Source organism: Caballeronia sordidicola (genome assembly GCF_001544455.2).
In the GTDB taxonomy this organism is placed as follows: Bacteria; Pseudomonadota; Gammaproteobacteria; order Burkholderiales; family Burkholderiaceae; genus Caballeronia; species Caballeronia sordidicola.
In genome coordinates, this window is the sequence record NZ_FCOC02000025.1 from 37,617 (window position 1) to 58,572 (window position 20,956).

Below are 20,956 nucleotides of genomic sequence, written 5' to 3' on the forward strand. Positions count from 1 at the left end.
AAAAATTTTGGCTAAGGAACACGGAAATCGCTGGGCGTGTTATTTTTATCGCGGCCCTTGCGGTTCGGACCCACGAATTCGCCGTCCAGCACGGGTGTGTGTAACACAATGACCAGAAAAACAAGTCTCATAGCGCTGCTCGGATATCTTGCGCTTTCGTTTTTGCTTTATGGACGCGGGTTTGGAAATGGAGAGATATTCCAGCCCGGGGGTGACCCGATCGTATATATCTGGTGTCTGAACTGGTGGCCGTTCGCCTTGTCTCATGGCATCAATCCATCTGTATCAGACTACATCTGGAATCCCACCGGGTTCCCAATGTGGTGGGCTAACTCGATTCCGTCTCTGGCGTTGATTTTTTCGCCTATCACCCTCACGCTCGGCGCTGTCCGAAGTTGGAACATCATCAACTTGCTTACGCCAGCACTTAATGCTTATGCCTGTTTCCTGCTGATTCGCTACCTGACGAAGCAGACGATACCCTCGTTCATGGCGGCGTTGATTTTTGGATTCGCTTCCTATATCACTGCCCAGCAATTAGGGCACATAAGCCTGAGTCTTGTTCCATTTGTTCCAATGACGGTGTTATTGGTGGTGAAGCGTGCGGCGCGCGAACTCACCCGTATAGCCTATATCACGGTTATGGCATCCATGGCGATCGTGCAATTTGGGATATCGACCGAGGTGCTCGCCAGTTCCGCCTTCTTCGGACTTGTTGCTTTTTTGATCTTTCGAGGCCGTTATCGAAATTCGCATGACCTATTCGGCCTCGCCACGGATACGGTTATTGCTAGTGTAATAGCAGTATTGGTACTCTCGCCCGCCCTCTATTACATGGCGATCGGATCGAAAGAACTGCCGAGCGTCATCAATAGTCCGAAGATGTTCTCCGCTGACCTGCTGAACTTGCTGGTTCCAAACCCTACAATATGGCTGGGCGGCGATTCACTTCAATCGTTGGCGGCTAGGTTCACCGGAAATTTTTCGGAGCAAGGCGCTTATATTGGAATAGGGATCCTCGTAATCCTGATTCTGGCAATCCGCGCCAGCGCACAGGAACGATGGTCAAAACCTCTTTGGATTACGCTCGCGGTGACTGCGGTTTGTAGTCTGGGACCGGTCCTCTGGTTTGCCGGCATCAATACTCGAATCCCGCTCCCTTGGTTGATATTCACTAAAGTTCCGATCATCAGGCATGCACTACCTACGCGGTTCACGCTATATGTCTCGCTAGTTATAGCGATCTACATTGGCATCTGGCTATCGATAAGTACAGGTAGCAGGAAAGCGCGATACGCTGCCACGCTCGCCTCGCTTCTCTTTCTACTGCCCAACCCAAAATGGTTTGCGTTCGGAGATGTCACCACACCGGCCGCGCTCTCGAAGCTTGAGGTAATGCAGGCGCTAGGTACGAACGCAAACGCTGTCGTACTTCCCTATGGCTATCTCGGCAATTCCATGTTATGGCAACTCAACTCAGGCATGGCGTTCAAGATGGCCGGAGGATATGTAGGGTTCGTGCCGCAGTCGCAATGGAAGTACAAAGCGATGATGTATCTCTATGATGCCGAGCAAGCCCCAAACCAAGACTCCTTTAATCAGGCAGTCGCAGAATTTTGCGCGAGCAACCGTGTCACCGCGATCGTTCTTGCGCCGGGGGCCTCAAAGTATTTGGCAACGGCAGTATCGAATCTCCCTTGGCCGAAAGATGCGTATGGGGATACGACTGTTGTCAGGGTTCCTAATCTTTGAACATTTGGCGCCGATGCTTTCCGCGCAAATTTCGATTCGACTGCCATCGTGCTGGCGCCAAGACTCGCCTGAACGAAGGTCTATACAGTGTTGTGAAAAGACTAAAAGGCTGACATTTCCGCCACAAGCTGCGACCGGAAATGCTTACGTACAGTTTCCGGCCGATTTCGTCGTGCGACCATTTTGCTGCCCAGCAGTCCCGGATCGAGGCGCATGTACCGATAAATGCCTACGAGATTCATGAAACTGCATAATCTTCTCTCCGCGCCCGCGCCGTGTGAGGATGCGACGCTTATTGAAAACCGATGTGCAGCGGCTTCGGTGTGGATGCTCCGCTCTTCGGACGCGCCATCAAATGCGTAGACTCTCCGTTGTCCTGCCGCTTGTCGGATACCTTGCCGCTTCGCTCGCGCTTTTCAGTCATGGCATTAGCACTGGAAGCGTCTTCCAACCTGGAACGGATCCCATCGCGTACATTTGGTTTCTGAAGTGGTGGCCCTACGCGATATCGCATGGGGTCGATCCATTCCTGACTCACTTGTTGTGGAGTCCGACGGGTTTCAGCGTGCTGTGGGCAAACTCGATCCCCACGCTCGCGATCCTCATGTGGCCAGTGACCGCTTTGAAGGGCGCCGAGACCAGTTGGAGCGTTCTCTGCCTCGCCGCTCCCGCACTCAACGCGTACAGCGCCTTCCTGCTGTTGCGATACCTAGTCAAGAACGGGCGGCCCGCGGCTATCGGTGGTTTCATCTTTGGGTTCTCGCCTTACATCAGCAGCCATGTACTCGGGCACATCAGCCTGACGGTTGTTGCGCTGGTTCCACTGATCGCTCTCATGGCGGTTCGCCGCGCGAACCGCGAGATTAGCAAACGGTCGTTCGTCACTACGCTGTCGCTAATTGTGCTTCTGCAATTCGGAATCTCGATGGAAGTCCTCGCAACGTCAGCGCTTTTCGGCTCTGTCGCTTACGTCGCGTTCTACCTGTCCATGCGCACCAGCCTGGACATGAAAGGACTGGCAATCGACACATTGATCTCTGCCGCCATATGTATCGTTCTGCTGTCTCCCGCGTTCTACAGCCTGTGGCTCGGCTCGAAACAGCTTCCAAAGATCATCAATAGCCCGATCGTTTTTTCAAACGACGTGCTCGGCTTTCTTGTACCAATGCAAACAGTCTGGCTAGGCGGAGACGCACTCGCCAGCTTCACGCGTCGCTTTAGCGCAACCGCGTCCGAACAGAATGCATATCTCGGCGTCCCCCTGATCGTCGTCGCCATCATCGCGTTCCGCAGTGCCAGACAAGAAGCATGGGGACGGCCGCTCGGTTGGACAACACTGATCGCAGCCCTCATGTCACTCGGTCCGATCGTCTGGATCGCCGGGCATCATTTCAAGATGCCATTGCCCGGTATCATCGCAATGTTCCTACCCCTTCTAAAGCACGCGTTACCCAGCCGATTTGCGCTCTATACATCGCTCGGCATCGCCGTATTCGTAAGCGCCTGGCTCGCTCGATCACCCTCCCGTGTAAAGTATGCATTCGCTCTGCTCGCTGCCATTTTCATCCTCCCCAACCCCGGTGCCTTCTCGTTCGTCTCATACAGCACGCCCACGGTTTTTTCCGATCCCGCCAGTGTCGACCGCCTGAACCAGAGAGGAACAGTCGTCGTCCTTCCATACGGACGCGCTGGCAACTCGATTTTGTGGCAGCTACGTGCGGACTTCCGCTTCAAAATGGCAGGCGGTTATGTCGGCTTCACGCCGAAGGCGTTTGAGGCCTGGCCTGCCATCGATTATTTTTCCGCAGCGACACTGCCTGTCCCACAGCCCGATTTCAAAACAAATGTGCTCGCGTTTTGTATAGACCACGGCGTGGGATCTATCGTGGTGGAAAGCGGTACGCCCGCGGTCCTGACCGAGCAATTGCACGCGCTGCACTGGCCAACTCGTAAAGTGGGCGACGCGGAAGTGATCGAAGTACCGTCCTCGCCGCAATAGAAGTCGTCGAGCTCGCCCGGAAAAATAAATTACGTGAGTGTTCTTCGGACCTCTAAAAAAACAAGCCGCCCGGAGGCAGCTTGTCGTATCGCAGATAATTCAGTATCAGTGAAGGGGTGCCACTGGCCTGCGCAAACCTATCGACCAAAGCGCTGTTACTCCGGCACGTCGAAATTAATCCGCTCTGACTCAATAACCAGTGGCATATTGCGAATCTTCGTGTGAATGGAGCCAATGTATTCTCCAAGTAACCCAATGAACAACATTTGGATCGCGCCGAAGAAAAACATCCCAATGAGAATGGGTGCAACGCCAAGTTGAAAAGAATTCCAGAAGATCAGCTTCGCTATCAGGAAACCGAGCGCGGCGAGCATGCTGATGATAGCGAGCAGGAAACCGCCCATAGCCATGAGACGGAGTGGAACCTTGGAATGGTTCGTGATCCCAAGCATGGCTATATCGTAAAGCGTGTAGAAATTGTTCTTCGTCACACCTCGCTGCCGCCTCGGCTGCTTGAACGGAACCGTTGCAATCGGAAAACCGATCTCGCACAGCAGTCCGCGGAAGTACGGGTAGGGATCCTGCAGTTTTCGAAGAATCTCGATAACAACTTTATCGAACAGACCCGCGCCGGTCGCATTATTCACCAGCGAAACTTCCGAAATCCGCGAGATCATGCGGTAGTACGTTTTCCTGATAAAAAACATTACCGTCGACTCTTCGCTCTCCGGCTTGACCGCGAGCACGGTTTTGAAACCCTCTTCCCATTTCCTGACGAAGTCTACTATCATCTCGGGGGGGTCCTGCAAGTCGGAAGCAATGAGGATACAAGCGTCGCCATGCGATTGCAGCAACGCATGGTAAGGCGACGTTATATGACCAAAATTTCGGGCATTAATAATGATTTTCAGCCGCTTGTCCTGTGCTGCCAAAACTTTAAGCTTAGCAACCGTGCTGTCTGTAGAACAATTGTCGATACAAATGTGCTCGTACTCGTACGGCAAATTCTCCATCACCTTGGCAATACGCCGATAGAGTTCCTCCACGTTGCCTTCCTCGTTGTAACAGGGAGTGACAATGCTTATCAGCTTAGCCATAGTTAAATACGAACCTTTTGTTCAGGAAAAATGCCAATACAGCCATAGGAAGAATCATGACCGCTCCACCCACATAGGGTGGCCACCCGATCTGCGCCATCATTTTGATGCCAAGGGCATTGGCCGCGTAGACCACGGCATACGAGGCGACAAAACGGAAGATCAGCCGGTTGTCATGTGAACCAAAAACCAACGCACCTGTACTTTTGAAATTGAATGCGACACCCAGTATTGTCGCCAGAAGAAGCGCCAGCGCGTAGTGAAGTCCAAAATAGAGGAGCGCCGCAAAACATGCGTATCCAAATGCGGAGTTCAAGACTCCAACCATCAGAAATCGCACAAACTGATGCCGGAGTAAGTCACGAAACGCCAACCTCTCGACTTTGATCACCGGCCGTTACCCGTGGAAAATACCAGGGCCAACTCATCGAGCACATTGTCGAGCGAATTTTTGGTGGGCGTATATCCAAATGCTTCAGCCTTGCGATTCGTCGAATAGTAATGCATCTTCGCGCCAGTAGCATTGATTACCGCAGGATCCGTCGTTACCCTATACTTCAGTCCGAAGCGCTGCTGCAATTCCGAAAGTAACGTCAACTTTTCGACCGGCGCCTTCGTGTAGCAATCCACTACATCGTTCGCCGGCTGCGCGTTTAAAATCCGCTGCACGAGCTGATAGAAATCGTCCGGTCCCAGATAATCGCGTGTGATGTTCTCCGCGGATGTCGCGAGAGTTTTGCCGGATTGAATGGCGCGAACCGTATCGGTGATAAAAAAACGCGCCGTCATGTCTTGCGTGCGACTGAAGTAATTGAACACGCGTATATCGACAATCGGCAGCTCCGGCAGTGATCGATGACGACACTCTGCGTGAAGCTTTGCGATCGAGTACCAGTCCTCCGGGCGAAGCTGGTTGATCGCAACCAGCGAGCGCGTCGACGCATCAACGGGCTGATCGAAGCGAGAGCAGTAAGCAGCGCCGCTACTGAAGAAAATGTAGCGGCACTCGGGATGCGCACGGACGTAGGTCAGTGCGAGTTCGTCGAACTTGAGCGTGATATCGAAAATCGACGCGCCCATCGCTGCCGCCTGCGCGGGATCACCTACGCCGACAAAATTGATCACTGCGTTGAATCGATCGTGCTGGTCGAACCGGTCAAAGTCGGCGACCTGATACCGGCCCGGCGCGCCGATGCTCTCGAGCCACTGTGTGACGGCTCCCGGGCGTCTGGCGAATAGCACTAATTCATCGGCACCCGTCATGAATGACAAGGTGAGGTCTTTACCGAGCTGACTGGTTGCGCCAAGGATAGCAATGCGCATGACTCAGTTCGCCGACAAATAGTCTTCGAGCCTCTTTTCGATCCCCGGTTGATCAAGCCCGTGCTCTTTCAACAAATACGCATATGATCCGCAATGCTGCGAGAACTGGTCGCGGACGCCAATGCGAAGCACACGCGTGGGCGCAAGCTCCGACGCAATTTCGGCAATGGCCGACCCGAGACCGCCCAGCACCGAATGTTCTTCAAGCACGGCTATCACGCTGCTAAGGCGGCAGATGTCGACGACCTGGGATTTATCGATTGGCTTGATAACCGGCGCGCTCCAGACCGCGGCGCGTGGGTAGCGCTCCCGTGCGATATCGAGCGCGGTTCGCACCATCGACCCGGTCGCGATAAACGCAATATTCTGGGCCTCCCCGCGCTTCAACTCCAGCAGCCCATTGATGCCCTCGGGAAGGTTGTCAACATGCACGTCGCCACGGTCCGACTTGCCCATCCGGATATAGATGGGCGCCTTGGCGTTGTAGGCCCTTTCCATGCAAGCGGTCAACTCAAACCGATCAGCGGGCGAATACACCGATAAGTCCGGAATCGAACGCGCACACGCGATATCTTCCGTGGACTGATGGCTCGTTCCAAGCTGGGCATAGACAAAGCCCGCTCCGTCACCGATCAGAATCACCGGTAGAAGGTCGTGCGCGATGTCAAGCTTGATCTGCTCCAATACGCGCACCGGCACGAACGCGCTGAGTCCGTAGACAATGGGGCGAAAACCCGCGCGTGCCAGCCCCGCAGCCATGCCGATCATGTTTTGCTCGGCGATGCCTGCGTTGATGTACTGTTTCGGACATGATTTGCGGAAGTTGTCGAAAAGCGCGTAACCGTGATCGCCTGTCAAAAGAAGGACTTTAGGGTCCGCGGTCGCAAGCCGGACGAGCGTGTCAGAAAATGCGTCCCTCATTGCACGCCTCCGGCGACGGCCGCCAAGGCCTTTTCATAAGTTTCCGAATTCAAACGCGTGTAATGCCAGATGTTATCCCCTTCCATGAATGGCACGCCTTTACCTTTGACAGTCCGCGCGACAAGGGCCTTCGGCGCATTTGATGTGCTCGAACTGAGCTGGACAATCGCTTCGTCGATAGCCCGTTCGTCGTGTCCGTCAACTGTCATTGTCTCGAATCCGAAGCTCTCGAATTTCGCCTGGATCGAACCCAGTCCAAGAACCTCGTCGGTGCGTCCCATCGCCTGGAAGCCGTTCTCGTCGACGATGACCATAAAGTTCTTCAACTTGTTGTGTGCCGCAAACAGCGCACCTTCCCAGATGGGGCCTTCGTTGAGCTCGCCGTCGCCAACCAGGGCAAACGTGCGCTGGCCGGTGCCACTCAGCTTCGCGCCCATCGCAAGACCCACGCCGACGGAAAATCCGTGCCCGAGTGAACCCGACGTAACTTCAAGCCCTGGGATACGGGAATCGGATAGCCCCGTGAGATTGCTGCCATCCGAAAAGTAACCCGTGAAAGCTTCATCAGGAAGCCATCCCAGCTCACGCATGCAGGCGTACTGCGCCATCACCCCGTGGCCCTTGCTTAGAACAAGGTAGTCCCGATCCGATGCATGCGGGTTGTTGCCCGGATACCGCAGATAATTCCGATACAACACTGCAAGCAGTTCGATAATCGAAAACGCACAGCCGATATGAACGGTCGAACCGGCGTAAGCCATCTCTAGCACGGTTGTCCGCAGCATTTTGACGTCGAAGGCGGGATTTGGCGAACTCGTCATGGTCACTACTCAGAAATTTACGCCCAGGAATGCTTCGATCTTACTCACCGAGAATTCCATCATTGGCTCGGTCAGCGCCGGTTGTACACCAACCCAGAAGGTGTCGTTCATCACAATGTCGGTATTGGTTAGGTCACCGCTCACGCGATAATTGCGTCCCGTCATGTACGGTTGGCGCGTGAGATTACCTGCGAACAGCAGACGGGTTCCGACCCGGTTCTGATCCAGGTATTGCAGCAAATCGACGCGACTGACTGGGCAGCCTTCGCGCAAGGTAATTGGGAAACCAAACCACGACGGATCGCTGTTTGGCGTGGCTTCCGGCAGAATCAGGAATTCTTCGCAGCTAGCCAGACGCTCCTTGAGAAATGCAAAATGTTCCTTGCGCTGCGCAATAAAACGCGACGCCTTTTCAAGTTGAGCGAGGCCGCATGCGGCTTGCATGTCGGTAATTTTAAGGTTGTAGCCGAGATGACTATATGTGTATTTATGGTCATAGCCTTCCGGCAAGGAACCGAATTGCTGACTGAAACGACGCCCGCAAGTATTGTCCTTGCCCGGTGCACAATAGCAGTCGCGGCCCCAATCGCGGAAGCTTTCAGCAATGCGCTTCAGGTCGGGATTATTCGTAAAGACCGCGCCGCCTTCACCCATTGTGATGTGATGCGCCGGGTAGAAGCTTAATGTTCCAATATCGCCGAAGGTCCCCACCAGTTGACCGTTGTAAGTCGAGCCAAGCGCGTCACAGCAGTCTTCCACCAGCCAGAGATTGTACTTCTTGCACAACGCAGTGATAACTTCCAGGTTGTACGGATTCCCTAGCGTGTGCGCCAGCATGATCGCTTTCGTCTTAGGGCTGATCGCGGCTTCAATCTTGCTCGCGTCGATGTTGTAAGTTCCAATTTGGACATCTACAAATACCGGCACGGCACCAAACTGAAGGATCGGGTTGACCGTGGTGGGAAAGCCTGCTGCAACGCCAATCACTTCATCGCCCGGCTTAATTGCGCGCTCGCCCAACGCAGGAGAAGTGAGCGTTGTAAACGCCACCAAATTAGCCGACGAGCCGGAATTTACGGTAATGAGATATCGCACGCCGAGAAACGCAGCGAGCTTCGCTTCGAATTCGTCGTTGAATCGACCAGTGGTCAGCCAGCCGTCAAGCGACGCCTCGACCATGAGCTTAAGCTCCGAGGCATCAAGCACTTTTCCGGACGGCGGGACCACAGATGCCCCCGGCAGAAAGGGTTGGGATGCGAGCGCGATGGCCGCATATTCTTCAACCAGCTTGGCGATCTGCGCGCGAATGGCGTTTGTATTGGCGTTTTGCATGGTAAGGGGGAGTTATTCGTCGCAATTTTGATAGGCGTGAATCTGATCCAGCGTTAGCGTGCGGATGTCGGTACCGCGCTGGCGCTGCTTGGACCAGTCGACGACGAGCTTCAAGGCTTCGGTCAGCCGCAAAGAAGGGCGCCATCCAAGGCGGGTACGAACCTTGGAGATATCAAGTTTTAGATAAGTTGCTTCATGCGGATGATCGCCTGCGTCGACTTGCCACTTTGCATCAGCGCCCCACATTTGACCCATTTGTTCTGCGATCCAGCCGACCGGCTTTGCATCATCGTCGATAGGCCCGAAGTTCCAACCCTCCCCGTAATCCGGACCGTTGGCATAAAGCCGTTCGGCGAGGGTTAGATAACCGTGTAACGGCTCGAGAACATGTTGCCACGGTCGGATGGAGTGAGGATTGCGGATGCTGACTACACGACCCGCCTCGAACGCACCTAGGATGTCCGGAATCAGGCGATCCTGAGACCAGTCTCCGCCACCGATCACGTTGCCCGCCCGGACAGTTGCAAGGGCAACACCATGTTGTGAGTAGGCCGCCGGATTGAAAAACGAAGAACGATACGCCGACGTTACCAGCTCCGCGCATCCTTTACTGTTGCTATACGGATCGTAGCCTCCCATTGGCTCGTTTTCCCGATAACCCCACGCCCACTCACGATTCTCATAGCATTTGTCAGTGGTAATGTTGACAACAGCTTTCACACCCGGAGCAGCGCGGACCGCTTCCAACAGATGCACCGTGCCCATGACATTGGTCGCATAGGTTTCCACGGGGTTTTGATATGAGTAACGCACCAGCGGCTGTGCGGCCATGTGTATGACGACTTCCGGCTGCGCATCAAGAATGGCTCGCTGGATTGCAGCCAGGTCACGGATGTCACCGGTTATTGATTTCATGCCGTCGGCTACCCTGGCTTCTTCGAAAAGGCTAGGGTGTGTCGGCGCCGGCAGCGCAAAACCCGTCAATTCGGCATTAAGACTTTGCAGCCAGAGAGACATCCAACTACCTTTAAAACCCGTATGGCCCGTTAGAAAAACGCGCTTGCCTGCCCAGAACTTTGGATTCATTTCCATACCTTCCACGGCGCATTACCACTTGCCCAAAGTTCCTCGAGAAAATTCTTATCCCGGAGCGTGTCCATCGGTTGCCAAAAACTATGGTGTGAAAATGCCGCGAGCTGACCCTCGTTGGCGAGGCGCTCCAAAGGCTCACGCTCCCAACTTATTTGATCTCCGTCAATGTAGTTGATAACTTCAGGGGAGAGCACAAAAAACCCGGCATTGATCATACCGCTTGCGTCCGTGGGCTTTTCACGAAATGCGGTAACTTTTGCGTCGCTGGCAATATCCAAAGCACCAAATCGACCCGGAGGATTCGCGCCGGTGAGGGTTGCATTTAAACCGTGAGACTTATGAAACGAAATCAGCTCGCTGATATTCACGTCGCCAACACCGTCGCCATAAGTGAAACAGAATGGTTCATCGCGATCCAAATATTGCGCAACCCGCTTTAAACGCCCCCCGGTGAGGGTTTCTTCGCCCGTGTCCACGAGCGTCACTCGCCACGGTTCCGCAAAGCGCTGATGTACCTCCATCCGGTTGTGCTCCATATCGAACGTAACATCCGACATATGGAGGAAGTAATTTGCAAAATACTCCTTGATCACATAACCTTTGTACCCGCAGCAAATCACGAAATCATTAATCCCATAATGTGAATAGATCTTCATTATGTGCCAGAGGACCGGCTTCCCCCCAATTTCAATCATTGGCTTCGGCTTGAGGTGCGTTTCCTCAGAGATTCGAGTTCCAAGACCGCCAGCGAGGATTACAGCTTTCATTAAAGACGCTTTCCTTATATTTCGCGAATTAACCAAATGTCGCTATCGAAATAGCAATCTCGAAACATCGTTTTAAAAAATAACGCTTGTTAAAATTTAGAAACTATCAAAATATATTAATCTAGATTATCCGGAGGACGAAGCGTTACTCGGATTTTTAATTTAAAGTTAATTTAGCTGTCAAATCACAATGAACCGAGTTAATAACAAGCTTATCCAATTTTTATCTCTTTTTTCATTAAACAATCCCTGTGCCCCCATAATCAACATCGATACAGACATCGGAAATGAAAAACATATGAGCGGGAAATTTGCTTATAATGATAGCCCGGTTCGAAACCAATAGCAAACTGATCAAAGAATCGCCCTCGCTTGACCCCTTGGCTGTCGGCAAAAAGCGACCGCTAGTTTCACCGCGGCGCGGGGCAGGCTGTTGTGCACGGACGACGGAGGGTACCACGAGGCGCACCAAGACCTAAATGTCGCCGACGCATTGGCGATATGATGTGAGTTTGTTGAAAAATGCCGCATACGGCGCGCGGTGCGCCCGGTGCTTGCAGCGCCGACGCAGAATGCGCGCACAATGCAAGTACCGCATGATCGGTGGGAACGTTCAAAAGGAGTACGAGGAAAGTAATGTCGACGACCACAGCAACCATCACCAAAGCTTCCAAAATCTACGTCGCCGGTCATCGTGGCATGGTCGGCTCAGCAATTGTCCGCCGCCTGAATGCCAGCGGCTATGAAAACGTCCTGAGTGCGACGCGCGCGGAACTGGATCTTGAAGATAATCACGCCGTGCGGTCGTTCATGCAGCGCGAAAAACCGGATTATGTCTTCCTCGCGGCGGCGAAAGTCGGGGGCATCTACGCGAACAATACGTATCCTGGCGAATTCATCTTTCAGAACCTCGCCATCCAGAACAACGTTATCCATTCGGCCTACGAAGCAGGTGTCCAGCGACTGCTGTTTCTCGGTTCATCCTGCATTTACCCGCGTGAGTGCCCTCAGCCTATCCGCGAAGACTACCTGTTGACCGGTCCGCTCGAACCGACCAATCAGCCGTATGCCATCGCTAAGATTGCCGGGGTCGAACTCTGCGACGCGTACAACCGCCAATATGGTACGCAGTACGCGAGCGCCATGCCGACCAACCTCTACGGTCCCAACGACAACTATGACCTCGCGACGAGCCACGTGTTGCCGGCGCTGATTCGCAAGGCGCACGAAGCGAAGTTGCGCGGCGATCACGAACTGGTCGTCTGGGGCACAGGTACGCCGCGCCGCGAATTCATGTATGTCGACGACATGGCCGACGCCTGCGTCTTCATGATGGAATCCGGTGTGCCGTCCGGCCTGTTCAACATCGGCCTAGGAACGGACGTCACGATTCGCGAAGTAGCGCAAGCGGTGATCGAGGCAGTCGGCTTCGACGGAAAATTGACATTTGACACCACAAAGCCCGACGGCACACCGCGCAAGCTCCTGTCTGTTGACAAACTGAAGGCGCTCGGCTGGAAAGCGAAGACCGAGTTGCCAGAAGGCTTGCGCCTCGCCTATCAAAGTTTCCTGAACGGGGACAAGCGGTAGCTCACCAACGTATGCCCAATCGCAAGCCCGCCGTTACTGTCGTCGTTCCTTCGTTCAACCAAGGGCGCTTCCTCAAAGACGCCCTTCGATCGATAGCCTCGCAAAGTGTCCCCACCGAAATCTTCGTGATGGACGGGGGCTCGACAGACAATTCGGTTTCTATCATTCGAAATTGGGAATCGAAGCTTGCAGGCTGGCGTAGTCACAAGGACGACGGGCAGGCTGCGGCAATCAACGAAGGCATTGCCCTGGGTACAGCACCGTATGTTTGCTGGCTCAATAGCGATGACTTCTTATTGCCCGGTGGCCTCGGCAAACTCGTCGCAGCACTAGAGCGGCACTCCATGTGGCCAGCCGCGTACGGCAAGGCGCTGCATCTCGATGAGGTTACTGGTCGGCGCACTCCCGCGTGGGTCGAACCGTTTAACGAGCGCCGCATGGCAACACGCTGCGTCATCACCCAGCCAGCGTCACTGGTCCGGCGCAGCGCTTGGACCGCAGTCGGAGGCCTCGACACGTCCCTGAAGATGGCGCTCGACTACGACCTCTGGTGGCGTCTTTATCGCACCGGTGGTCCGCTTGGTTTTGTCGATGAAGAAGTCGCGGTCAACCGGAACCACGATGAAACCAAAACGCGTATTCATCGCCGCCTGCACTACAAGGAAGCGATGGAGACAGTGCGCCGCCATCATGGCCATGTACCGTTGAAGTGGTGGCTCGCCCAGCCTTACGCCGTCTGGTGGAAGACCCTCATCCGCTAGCATGCGAGTTCTTCATTTCTATAAGACCTATAAGCCGGATACGATGGGTGGCATCGAGCAGGTGATCGGTGAGATCTGCAGCGGCTCCGCCCGCCGGGGTGTAGCAAGCGACGTACTCACCGTCAGCCGCAACACGTCAACAGTGGATCTGGGCGACCACATGCACTATCGAGCGCGGCTCGATCTCAATATTGCGTCGTCGGCATTTTCGCTGTCGTCACTCTCCCGGTTGAAGGAACTCTCCCAGCACGCGGACGTGATCCACTACCACTTCCCGTGGCCGTTCATGGACATGGCGCATTTCCTCACACGTTTGAACAAGCCGACGGTCGTCACCTATCACTCGGATATAGTCCGGCAGAAAACGCTCCTGCACTTCTATCGGCCTTTGATGATGCGTTTTCTCGGCAGCGTCACGCGCATCGTTGCGACCTCGCCGCAGTACGCGAAGAGCAGCGTGGTATTGCAGCGGTTCGCAGACAAGGTCGAGGTGATCCCTTTCGGGCTAAACACGCAAGCTTACCCTCCCGCAACTGAAGCCAGAGTGGCCAAATGGCGGGCTCGCGTCGGACCCAAGTTCTTTCTGTTCGTTGGCATGCTGCGCTACTACAAGGGCTTGCATGTCCTGCTGGACGCCCTGAAGGGCTCCGACTACACCGTCGTCATCCTGGGTGGTGGCCCTCTCGAGAATGAATTGAAGTCGCAGGCTGCAGCGCTGGATTTGCGCAACGTGCATTTCGTCGGCGCACTGCCTGATGAAGACAAGGTCGCCCTGCTTACGCTGTGCTATGGGCTCCTCTTTCCGTCGCATCTGAGATCGGAAGCATTCGGCATTTCACTGCTGGAAGCAGCTATGTTCGGCAAGCCGATGATCTCGTGCGAAATTGGCACTGGAACGTCTTATGTGAACATGGCTAATGAAACCGGGCTTGTCGTGCCCCCATGCAACCGCGCCGCGCTACGAAATGCAATCGACCAGATGTGGCACGATGAAGCGCTCGCAGTGAGATTTGGATCTGCGGCGCAGCAACGATTCTGCAAGCTTTTCACTGCGGACAAGATGGCCGACTCGTATGTCGATCTGTATAAGCGAATTGCTTACGAGTCTTCACGCTGACGTCAGATATCGCAGGATTCGATCCTGACCACGCCAGATTCGGCAGTGCGAACCCGTGTAGCCGCAATGCCGGCGATGAGTGCTGAATTGAGAACGAAAGCGTTCATGGGGCCATCGTCGGTATCCGCAGCGTGAAAGTGCTCGCGCAAAGCCGCGTGACTAATAAGACCACGGTAAATCACCTCCTCAAACTCAAAGCGAAAGTTGACGGTCTCCGAAAACCAGTCGTTCGTCGGAAACAGATTCGTCTCCTCACTTTTTCCTTCGCGAGTTTGAACGCGCCTTGGATTCCAAATGAAATTCAAGCTGCGCGAGGTTACCCGGCTCATCGATGGTTCACGATGACAAAGTGCATAGATCGCCCTTTTTATGAGGAATCGCAGCATGCCGGCCGAAGAACCAATAACGGCGTGAATAAGAATTCGGGCATCGATTTGATCAGCATAACCGACCAAACGCTTGACAGTATTATCTTCGAGTCGCGAGTACTCTCGACACCGATCGACAGCAGAGCCACCTCCCACAAAATCAGTTGGGTTGGTGGTTCCACTGTATTTCGGCCGATCTGACGAAACACTAGCCTGGTCCCAATGCACGAATTACTCGTTTAGAACGAAAAACCCGCCTTATTGCGGCGTAGGTCTTCCTCGACCATCATTTTGCAAAGCTGCTCCAGTGTAGTCTTCGGTTCCCATCCAAGCTTTTCCTTTGCCTTTGCGGGGTTGCCGATCAACAGCTCAACTTCGGCCGGACGGTAGTACTTCGGATTTACGCGTACCAGCACTTTGCCGTTCGAATCGACGCCCTCTTCCTTTTCTCCCGCGCCGCGCCAGTTCAATTCAACACCAGTTGCCTTGAACGCCATGGTGACGAAATCGCGAACCGTCTCTGTCCGGTTGGTGGCAAGCACGAATGTATCCGCCTCGTCGGCCTGAAGCATAAGATGCATGCCCTCGACATATTCCTTAGCGAAGCCCCAGTCGCGTTTCGCATCGATGTTGCCCAGTTCGAGCACATCCAGCTTGCCAAGTGCAATCTTTGCCACTGAATCGGTGATCTTGCGCGTCACGAACTCTCGGCCGCGCAACGGCGACTCGTGATTAAACAGAATGCCGCTGGAACCAAAAATATCGTACGACTCACGATAATTGATCGTAATCCAGTGGGCATACAGCTTCGCGACGCCATAGGGGCTACGCGGATAAAACGGTGTGTCTTCCTTTTGAGGAATTGCCTGGACCTTCCCGAACATCTCGGAAGTAGAAGCCTGATAAAACCTAATCGATCTATCAACAACACGGATTGCTTCCAGCTGGTTCAACGCGCCTACGCCGGTGATTTCTGCCGTGGTAGCGGGCTGGTCAAACGAGACTCCGACAAAACTTTGTGCCGCGAGATTATACACTTCACGAGGCTGGGCCATTTCGAGCAAGCGGATGGTTGCGCCCAGATCGGTCAGATCGTGCTCGACTAGGTTCAGCTTCGGATGGTTCAGGACACCAAGTTCCTCCATGCGCCAAAAGTTGACGGAACTTGTGCGCCGATAGGTACCGTGTACGTCGTATCCCTTCTCCAACAGCAATTGAGTGAGATACGCCCCGTCTTGCCCCGTAATGCCCGTAACAACTGCGCTCGTCAATTCCATCTCCCTTGGAAAAACCCACCATCAAGCAAATCCGGCGCAATGGTGGAGAATGGCTTAAAAATGGTGCTGATTATATCCGACGCGCAAACCGCTTCGTCGGCCTAGACGTATGCTTATCCGGCCGTGAGCACAGGCAAGCAAATCTGGCAATGAATGCGAAACACCCCCGTAGCAAGCTTTACGCCGCCCGGGCGGGGAAAACTTCTCGTAAACGCCCCGATTGTAAGCACTGAAAAAACTGTTCAAAAATTATTAAAGCCCGGTGAATATGGCGCTCTTCCGTCTCACGAAGTCCGCATCCGACTACACAGACACTTCGCTGCGTCGGTTACTATGCCATGTCGGTTTGCAGCGTCAGCACCACCCGCAACTTTGTCCTGATAAGGCTCACCCGCCACGTCCGGGCCGGTAATAGATTCATTCTTCGCATCATTCCTACATGGCATCTTTATTTTCGCAAAATCCGGCCCATCCGACGGTCCCCCTCGCCTTCGGCGACATCCAGGGCTGCCGCGAAGCATTCCAGCGTCTATTGGCGAAAACCGCGCCCAGCGACACCACGCCGCTGTGGTTCGCCGGCGACATCATCAACCGCGGCCCGGAATCGCTTGCTACGCTGCGCGACCTGATCGCGCTCGGTGACCGCGCCGTTGCCGTCCTCGGTAATCACGACCTGCATCTGTTGTCCGTATCGGCGGGTATTCGTAAATCGAAGAAAGGCGATACCATCGACGATATCCTCGCCGCGCCCGACGCCGCCGATCTCCTCGACTGGGTCAGGCATCGTCCCATCGCGCATTTCGATCACGGCATGCTGATGGTCCACGCCGGCGTGTTGCCGCAATGGGACGTGGCGACCACGCTGGAACTCGCCGACGAATTCCAGCGCGCCCTGCGCGCGCCCAACTGGAAGGAAACGCTCGCGAGCCTCTACGGCAACGAGCCGACCCGATGGAAACCGAAGCTCAAAGGCGCCGACCGGCTGCGCGTGATATGCAATGCGCTCACGCGCCTGCGCTTTTGTTCGCCCGAAGGCGACATGGATTTCTCGTCCAGCGGCGGCGTAGCTTCGGGTCCTGCCGGATTCATGCCGTGGTTCGACGTGCCTTCGCGCGGGACATCGGACGTAACCGTCATTTTTGGTCATTGGGCGGCGATCGGACTGATCGTTCGCGACAACATCATCGGACTGGACTCGGGTTGCGTCTGGGGCGAACAACTCACGGCAATCCGGCTCGCAAGCGACCCAGCCGAACGCAAAGTGACGCAGGTCGATTGCTCGAACTGCCGCGCTGTAATCGACTGATGCACGACTAACGCCTGATTAACGCAATCACCGCCTCAAAGCTGCGATTGCGCCATGCACTGGCGCAGCGCTTCGTCCCAAGGGGACGGCTCGATGCCGAAAACATCCGCCAGCTTGCCGTTTGAAAGCCTTGAGTTCAACGGCCGCACGGTGGGAGCCGGGTACGAAATCGTTGGAATGCCTTTGATCACGGGCTTGGCCGGCTGCCTCGAATTATCGAAGATCGCCTGCGCGAAACCAGCCCACGAGGTCGATCCCGCAGCCGTGAGGTGGTAGACGCCCGAGCGGCGAAACCAGTCTTCGCGCTGACCGCGAAGTAGCTGCGACAGCGCGATGGCCGTTTCGTCGGCGATGGTTCCCGACCACGTTGGCGCGCCTATTTGATCGTTCACTACGCTGAGTTCGTCGCGCTCGGCGGCAAGCCGCAGCATGGTCCGAAGGAAGTTCGTGCCCCGGGCGCCGTAGACCCAACTCGTGCGAAAAACCAGATACGCGCAACCCGACGCCGCAATCGCCTGCTCTCCCGCCAGTTTGCTGACGCCATAGACATTCAGCGGATTCGTCGCGTCATCCTCCACGTACGCACCGGGTTTGACGCCATCGAACACGTAGTCCGTGGAGTAATGCACCAGCAACGCACCGAGACGTTTCGCCACCCGCGACAGCGCTTCCGGCGCTTCCGCGTTCAATCGCATCGCGCCAGCAACATCGGTTTCCGCTGCATCGACAGCGGTATAAGCCGCCGCGTTCACAATCACTGCGGGCGCGACATTGCTGACCACTTGTCCTATCCGCGCAGTGTCCGATAAATCGAGTCCAGCACGATCGAACGCCACGACACGACCCAAGCCTTGCAGACTGCGCACAAGTTCAAAACCAATCTGGCCGGTCGCGCCCGTCAGCAGAATGGTCGGCTTCGGCAAATCCCGGACCGTCATTGCAGCGCTCATGCGTAATGTTCGGCATCGGCCAGTCTCACCGCCGCAGCATCTTTTTCAGAAAGCATTGGCTCGAAATCTATCGGCCACTGGATTCCGATTGCCGGATCGTTCCATGCAATGCTTCGCTGATGTTCCGGATACCAGTAATCCGTCGTCTTGTACAAGTATTGCGCCGATGCCGACAGCACCACGAAACCATGCCCGAACCCTGGTGGAATCCACAATTGCCGTCGATTCTCCGCCGATAGACTCACGCCCGTCCAATGGCCGAAGCGAGGCGAGCTTTTGCGCAAATCGACGGCGACGTCGAACACTTCCCCTTCCACGACCCGAACGAGTTTCCCCTGCGGACGCTCGATCTGATAGTGCAGTCCGCGCAATACGCCGCGCGCCGAACGCGAATGGTTGTCCTGCACGAATTCCATGCCTGCCGCCACATGCTCGCCAAAATCGCGGCTGTTGAAGCTTTCGTAGAAGAAGCCGCGGGCGTCGCTGAATACTTCCGGTTCAACGATCACGACCTCCGGCAGCGCGGTGGCGATTACTTTGAGGGCCATGCGACTTGATGCGTGAGAAGGTTGAGCAAATATCGGCCGTAAGCGTTTTTCGCGAGTGGCGCGGCAAGCTTCGAGACCTGCTCGCCATCGATCCAGCCACTGCGAAAAGCGATTTCCTCAGGGCACGCAATCATCAAACCCTGGCGCTTCTGCAACGTTGCAATGAATGTTGCAGCGTCGATCAGCGAGTCGGGCGTGCCGGTGTCGAGCCATGCAAAACCGCCGCCCAGGATTTGAACCTCGAGCTTCTGTTGCGCGAGGTACGCCGTGTTGACATCGGTGATTTCCAGTTCGCCGCGCGCGGATGGCTTGATGTTGCGGGCGATCCGGCAAACGTCGTTATCGTAGAAATAAAGGCCTGTGACCGCGTAACTCGAGCGAGGCACCCGGGGCTTTTCATGAATCGATACCACCTGAAAATCCGCGTCGAATTCCACCACGCCGTAGCGCTCGGGATCCTGCACATGGTACGCAAAGACTATAGCGCCCTCTGTTCTCGCATCCGCCTGCGCGAGGCGGCGGTCGAGATCCTGACCGTAAAAAATATTGTCGCCGAGAATCAATGCGCACGGATCCGCGCCAATGAACCGCTCGCCGATGATAAACGCCTGCGCTAGCCCATCGGGCGTTGGCTGCACGGCGTACTGGATGTCCATGCCCCACTGGCTTCCATCGCCGAGCATGGCTTCAAACAGCGGCGCGTCGTGCGGCGTCGAAACGAGCAGGACTTCGCGAGTCCCCGCTGTCATCAGCGTGGATAGCGGATAGTAGATCATCGGTTTATCATACACGGGCAACAATTGCTTCGAGACCACGTGCGTGATTGGATAAAGCCGTGTTCCGGTGCCACCGGCCAGAATGATGCCTTTACGCGCCATCGCCGATCCTTGCCGTGTCGAAGCATGCCGTTCTATAAGCGCCGGAAACTACGTCGCCAACCCACGCCTGATTGTCCAGATACCAGCGGACCGTTTTCTCGATACCCGTTTCGAACGTTTCCGCCGGCTTCCAGCCGAGTTCCCGCTCGAGTTTGCGAGCGTCGACAGCGTAACGCCGGTCATGTCCCGGCCGGTCGTTCACGAACGCGATTTGATCGCGATATGACCCCGCCGCTCTCGGCTTCAGCCGGTCGAGCCAGTCGCACACTGTGTGCACAACGCCGAGGTTCGTCTTTTCGTTCCAGCCGCCGATGTTGTACGTCTCCCCGATCTGGCCGCGCGACAGCACTTCGCGGATCGCGGCGCAGTGGTCGCTGACATGCAACCAGTCGCGAATGTTCATGCCGTCGCCATATACCGGCAGCGACTCGCCGGTGATCGCGTTCGTGATCATCAGCGGTATCAGCTTCTCTGGAAACTGATAAGGGCCGTAGTTGTTCGAGCAGTGAGTCGTGATGGTGGGCAAGCGGTACGTGTGGTGATACGACCGCACGAGGTGGTCGGAAGCGGCCTTGGTCGCGGAATAAGGGCTGTTCGGCGCGTACCGTGCGGTCTCGGAGAAAGGCGCGTCGCCGGGCGCGAGCGAACCGAAGACTTCATCCGTCGATACATGCAGGAAGCGAAACGCCGCCTGTCCGGCATCGGGCAAAGAGCGCCAATACGAAAGCGCCGCTTCGAGCAGCGTGAATGTGCCGGCCACGTTGGTTTGCACGAACTCGGCGGGAGCATGTATCGATCGGTCCACGTGGCTTTCCGCCGCGAAATGCAGGATTGCGCGAGGTCGATGGCGAGCAAGCAGCGCATCGATTGCCGCACGGTCGCAGATGTCCACGCGCGCAAAAACGTGATTGCCATTGTGCTGCAAAGGCTTCAGCGTGAGCGGGTTTCCGGCGTAGGTCAGCTTGTCGACGTTGAGCACGGCTTCACTCGACGCGCGGAGCCACTCAAGCACGAAGTTCGCGCCTATAAAGCCAGCTCCGCCCGTCACAAGAATCAT

20 protein-coding genes are annotated in these 20,956 nt (G+C 55.4%); 6 read left to right on the forward strand and 14 right to left on the reverse strand.

Annotated features, from left to right (window positions below; all coding sequences use genetic code 11):
* The first annotated feature begins 108 nt into the window (after window positions 1-108).
* Both AWB64_RS26725 and AWB64_RS26730 read left to right on the forward strand, forming a co-directional pair.
* The gene (locus AWB64_RS26725; RefSeq protein ID WP_060858428.1) at window positions 109-1,752 is read left to right on the forward strand and encodes a DUF6311 domain-containing protein; all 1,644 of its coding nucleotides are present in this window, start codon (window positions 109-111) and stop codon (window positions 1,750-1,752) included.
* Between the two features lie 355 nt (window positions 1,753-2,107).
* Complete coding sequence (locus AWB64_RS26730; RefSeq protein ID WP_060858429.1) at window positions 2,108-3,751, forward strand: DUF6311 domain-containing protein; 1,644 nt, start codon at window positions 2,108-2,110, stop codon at window positions 3,749-3,751.
* A gap of 155 nt (window positions 3,752-3,906) precedes the next feature.
* Here the strand turns inward: AWB64_RS26730 and AWB64_RS26735 are convergent, their stop codons facing one another.
* From AWB64_RS26735 to rfbF, 8 genes are all read right to left on the reverse strand, one after another.
* On the reverse strand, window positions 3,907-4,848 hold the full coding sequence (locus tag AWB64_RS26735; protein WP_060858430.1) for a glycosyltransferase family 2 protein: 942 nt from the start codon (window positions 4,846-4,848) through the stop codon (window positions 3,907-3,909).
* The gene (locus AWB64_RS26740) at window positions 4,841-5,164 is read right to left on the reverse strand and encodes a GtrA family protein (RefSeq protein ID WP_208603320.1); all 324 of its coding nucleotides are present in this window, start codon (window positions 5,162-5,164) and stop codon (window positions 4,841-4,843) included. Before AWB64_RS26740 ends, AWB64_RS26735 begins: the two co-directional genes overlap by 8 nt.
* A gap of 71 nt (window positions 5,165-5,235) precedes the next feature.
* Entirely contained in the window at window positions 5,236-6,171 is a 936-nt protein-coding gene (locus tag AWB64_RS26745; protein ID WP_060858431.1) for an NAD-dependent epimerase/dehydratase family protein, read from the reverse strand.
* Between the two features lie 3 nt (window positions 6,172-6,174).
* A complete protein-coding gene (locus AWB64_RS26750; RefSeq protein WP_060858432.1) occupies window positions 6,175-7,092 on the reverse strand; it encodes a transketolase family protein in 918 nt (305 codons plus the stop codon).
* The gene (locus AWB64_RS26755; protein ID WP_060858433.1) at window positions 7,089-7,913 is read right to left on the reverse strand and encodes a transketolase; all 825 of its coding nucleotides are present in this window, start codon (window positions 7,911-7,913) and stop codon (window positions 7,089-7,091) included. The genes AWB64_RS26750 and AWB64_RS26755 overlap by 4 nt, the downstream gene beginning before the upstream one ends.
* Window positions 7,914-7,922: 9 nt before the next feature.
* Window positions 7,923-9,245 carry a lipopolysaccharide biosynthesis protein RfbH gene (gene rfbH / locus AWB64_RS26760; RefSeq protein ID WP_060858434.1) on the reverse strand — a complete coding sequence of 441 codons (1,323 nt, stop codon included), beginning with the start codon at window positions 9,243-9,245 and terminating at the stop codon, window positions 7,923-7,925.
* Between the two features lie 12 nt (window positions 9,246-9,257).
* On the reverse strand, window positions 9,258-10,331 hold the full coding sequence (gene rfbG / locus AWB64_RS26765) for a CDP-glucose 4,6-dehydratase (RefSeq protein ID WP_060858470.1): 1,074 nt from the start codon (window positions 10,329-10,331) through the stop codon (window positions 9,258-9,260).
* Entirely contained in the window at window positions 10,328-11,104 is a 777-nt protein-coding gene (gene rfbF / locus AWB64_RS26770; protein WP_060858435.1) for a glucose-1-phosphate cytidylyltransferase, read from the reverse strand. Before rfbF ends, rfbG begins: the two co-directional genes overlap by 4 nt.
* 636 nt (window positions 11,105-11,740) lie before the next feature.
* On the opposite strand from rfbF, the gene AWB64_RS26775 reads away from it, so the two are divergent.
* From AWB64_RS26775 to AWB64_RS26785, 3 genes are read left to right on the forward strand one after another with little or no spacing between them, the layout of a single operon-like run.
* A complete protein-coding gene (locus AWB64_RS26775) occupies window positions 11,741-12,694 on the forward strand; it encodes a GDP-L-fucose synthase family protein (protein ID WP_208603321.1) in 954 nt (317 codons plus the stop codon).
* Between the two features lie 11 nt (window positions 12,695-12,705).
* A complete protein-coding gene (locus AWB64_RS26780; RefSeq protein WP_060858436.1) occupies window positions 12,706-13,455 on the forward strand; it encodes a glycosyltransferase family 2 protein in 750 nt (249 codons plus the stop codon).
* Window position 13,456: 1 nt separating this feature from the next.
* Window positions 13,457-14,572, forward strand: a complete 1,116-nt coding sequence (locus AWB64_RS26785; RefSeq protein ID WP_060858437.1) for a glycosyltransferase family 4 protein — start codon at window positions 13,457-13,459, stop codon at window positions 14,570-14,572.
* A gap of 2 nt (window positions 14,573-14,574) precedes the next feature.
* On the opposite strand, the gene AWB64_RS31755 is transcribed toward AWB64_RS26785, so the two are convergent.
* Entirely contained in the window at window positions 14,575-15,168 is a 594-nt protein-coding gene (locus AWB64_RS31755) for a hypothetical protein (RefSeq protein ID WP_157766716.1), read from the reverse strand.
* A gap of 11 nt (window positions 15,169-15,179) precedes the next feature.
* Window positions 15,180-16,217 carry a GDP-mannose 4,6-dehydratase gene (gene gmd, locus AWB64_RS26795; protein ID WP_060858439.1) on the reverse strand — a complete coding sequence of 346 codons (1,038 nt, stop codon included), beginning with the start codon at window positions 16,215-16,217 and terminating at the stop codon, window positions 15,180-15,182.
* Between the two features lie 439 nt (window positions 16,218-16,656).
* On the opposite strand from gmd, the gene AWB64_RS26800 reads away from it, so the two are divergent.
* Entirely contained in the window at window positions 16,657-17,523 is an 867-nt protein-coding gene (locus tag AWB64_RS26800) for a symmetrical bis(5'-nucleosyl)-tetraphosphatase (RefSeq protein WP_060858440.1), read from the forward strand.
* 35 nt (window positions 17,524-17,558) lie between these two features.
* Here the strand turns inward: AWB64_RS26800 and rfbD are convergent, their stop codons facing one another.
* The 4 genes from rfbD to rfbB are packed head-to-tail and all read right to left on the reverse strand — an operon-like array spanning window position 17,559 to window position 20,956.
* The gene (gene rfbD, locus AWB64_RS26805; RefSeq protein ID WP_060858441.1) at window positions 17,559-18,461 is read right to left on the reverse strand and encodes a dTDP-4-dehydrorhamnose reductase; all 903 of its coding nucleotides are present in this window, start codon (window positions 18,459-18,461) and stop codon (window positions 17,559-17,561) included.
* An 8-nt stretch (window positions 18,462-18,469) separates the two neighbouring features.
* Entirely contained in the window at window positions 18,470-19,021 is a 552-nt protein-coding gene (gene rfbC / locus AWB64_RS26810) for a dTDP-4-dehydrorhamnose 3,5-epimerase (protein ID WP_060858442.1), read from the reverse strand.
* On the reverse strand, window positions 19,006-19,899 hold the full coding sequence (gene rfbA / locus AWB64_RS26815) for a glucose-1-phosphate thymidylyltransferase RfbA (RefSeq protein WP_060858443.1): 894 nt from the start codon (window positions 19,897-19,899) through the stop codon (window positions 19,006-19,008). Before rfbA ends, rfbC begins: the two co-directional genes overlap by 16 nt.
* Window positions 19,889-20,956 carry a dTDP-glucose 4,6-dehydratase gene (gene rfbB, locus AWB64_RS26820; protein WP_060858444.1) on the reverse strand — a complete coding sequence of 356 codons (1,068 nt, stop codon included), beginning with the start codon at window positions 20,954-20,956 and terminating at the stop codon, window positions 19,889-19,891. The genes rfbA and rfbB overlap by 11 nt, the downstream gene beginning before the upstream one ends.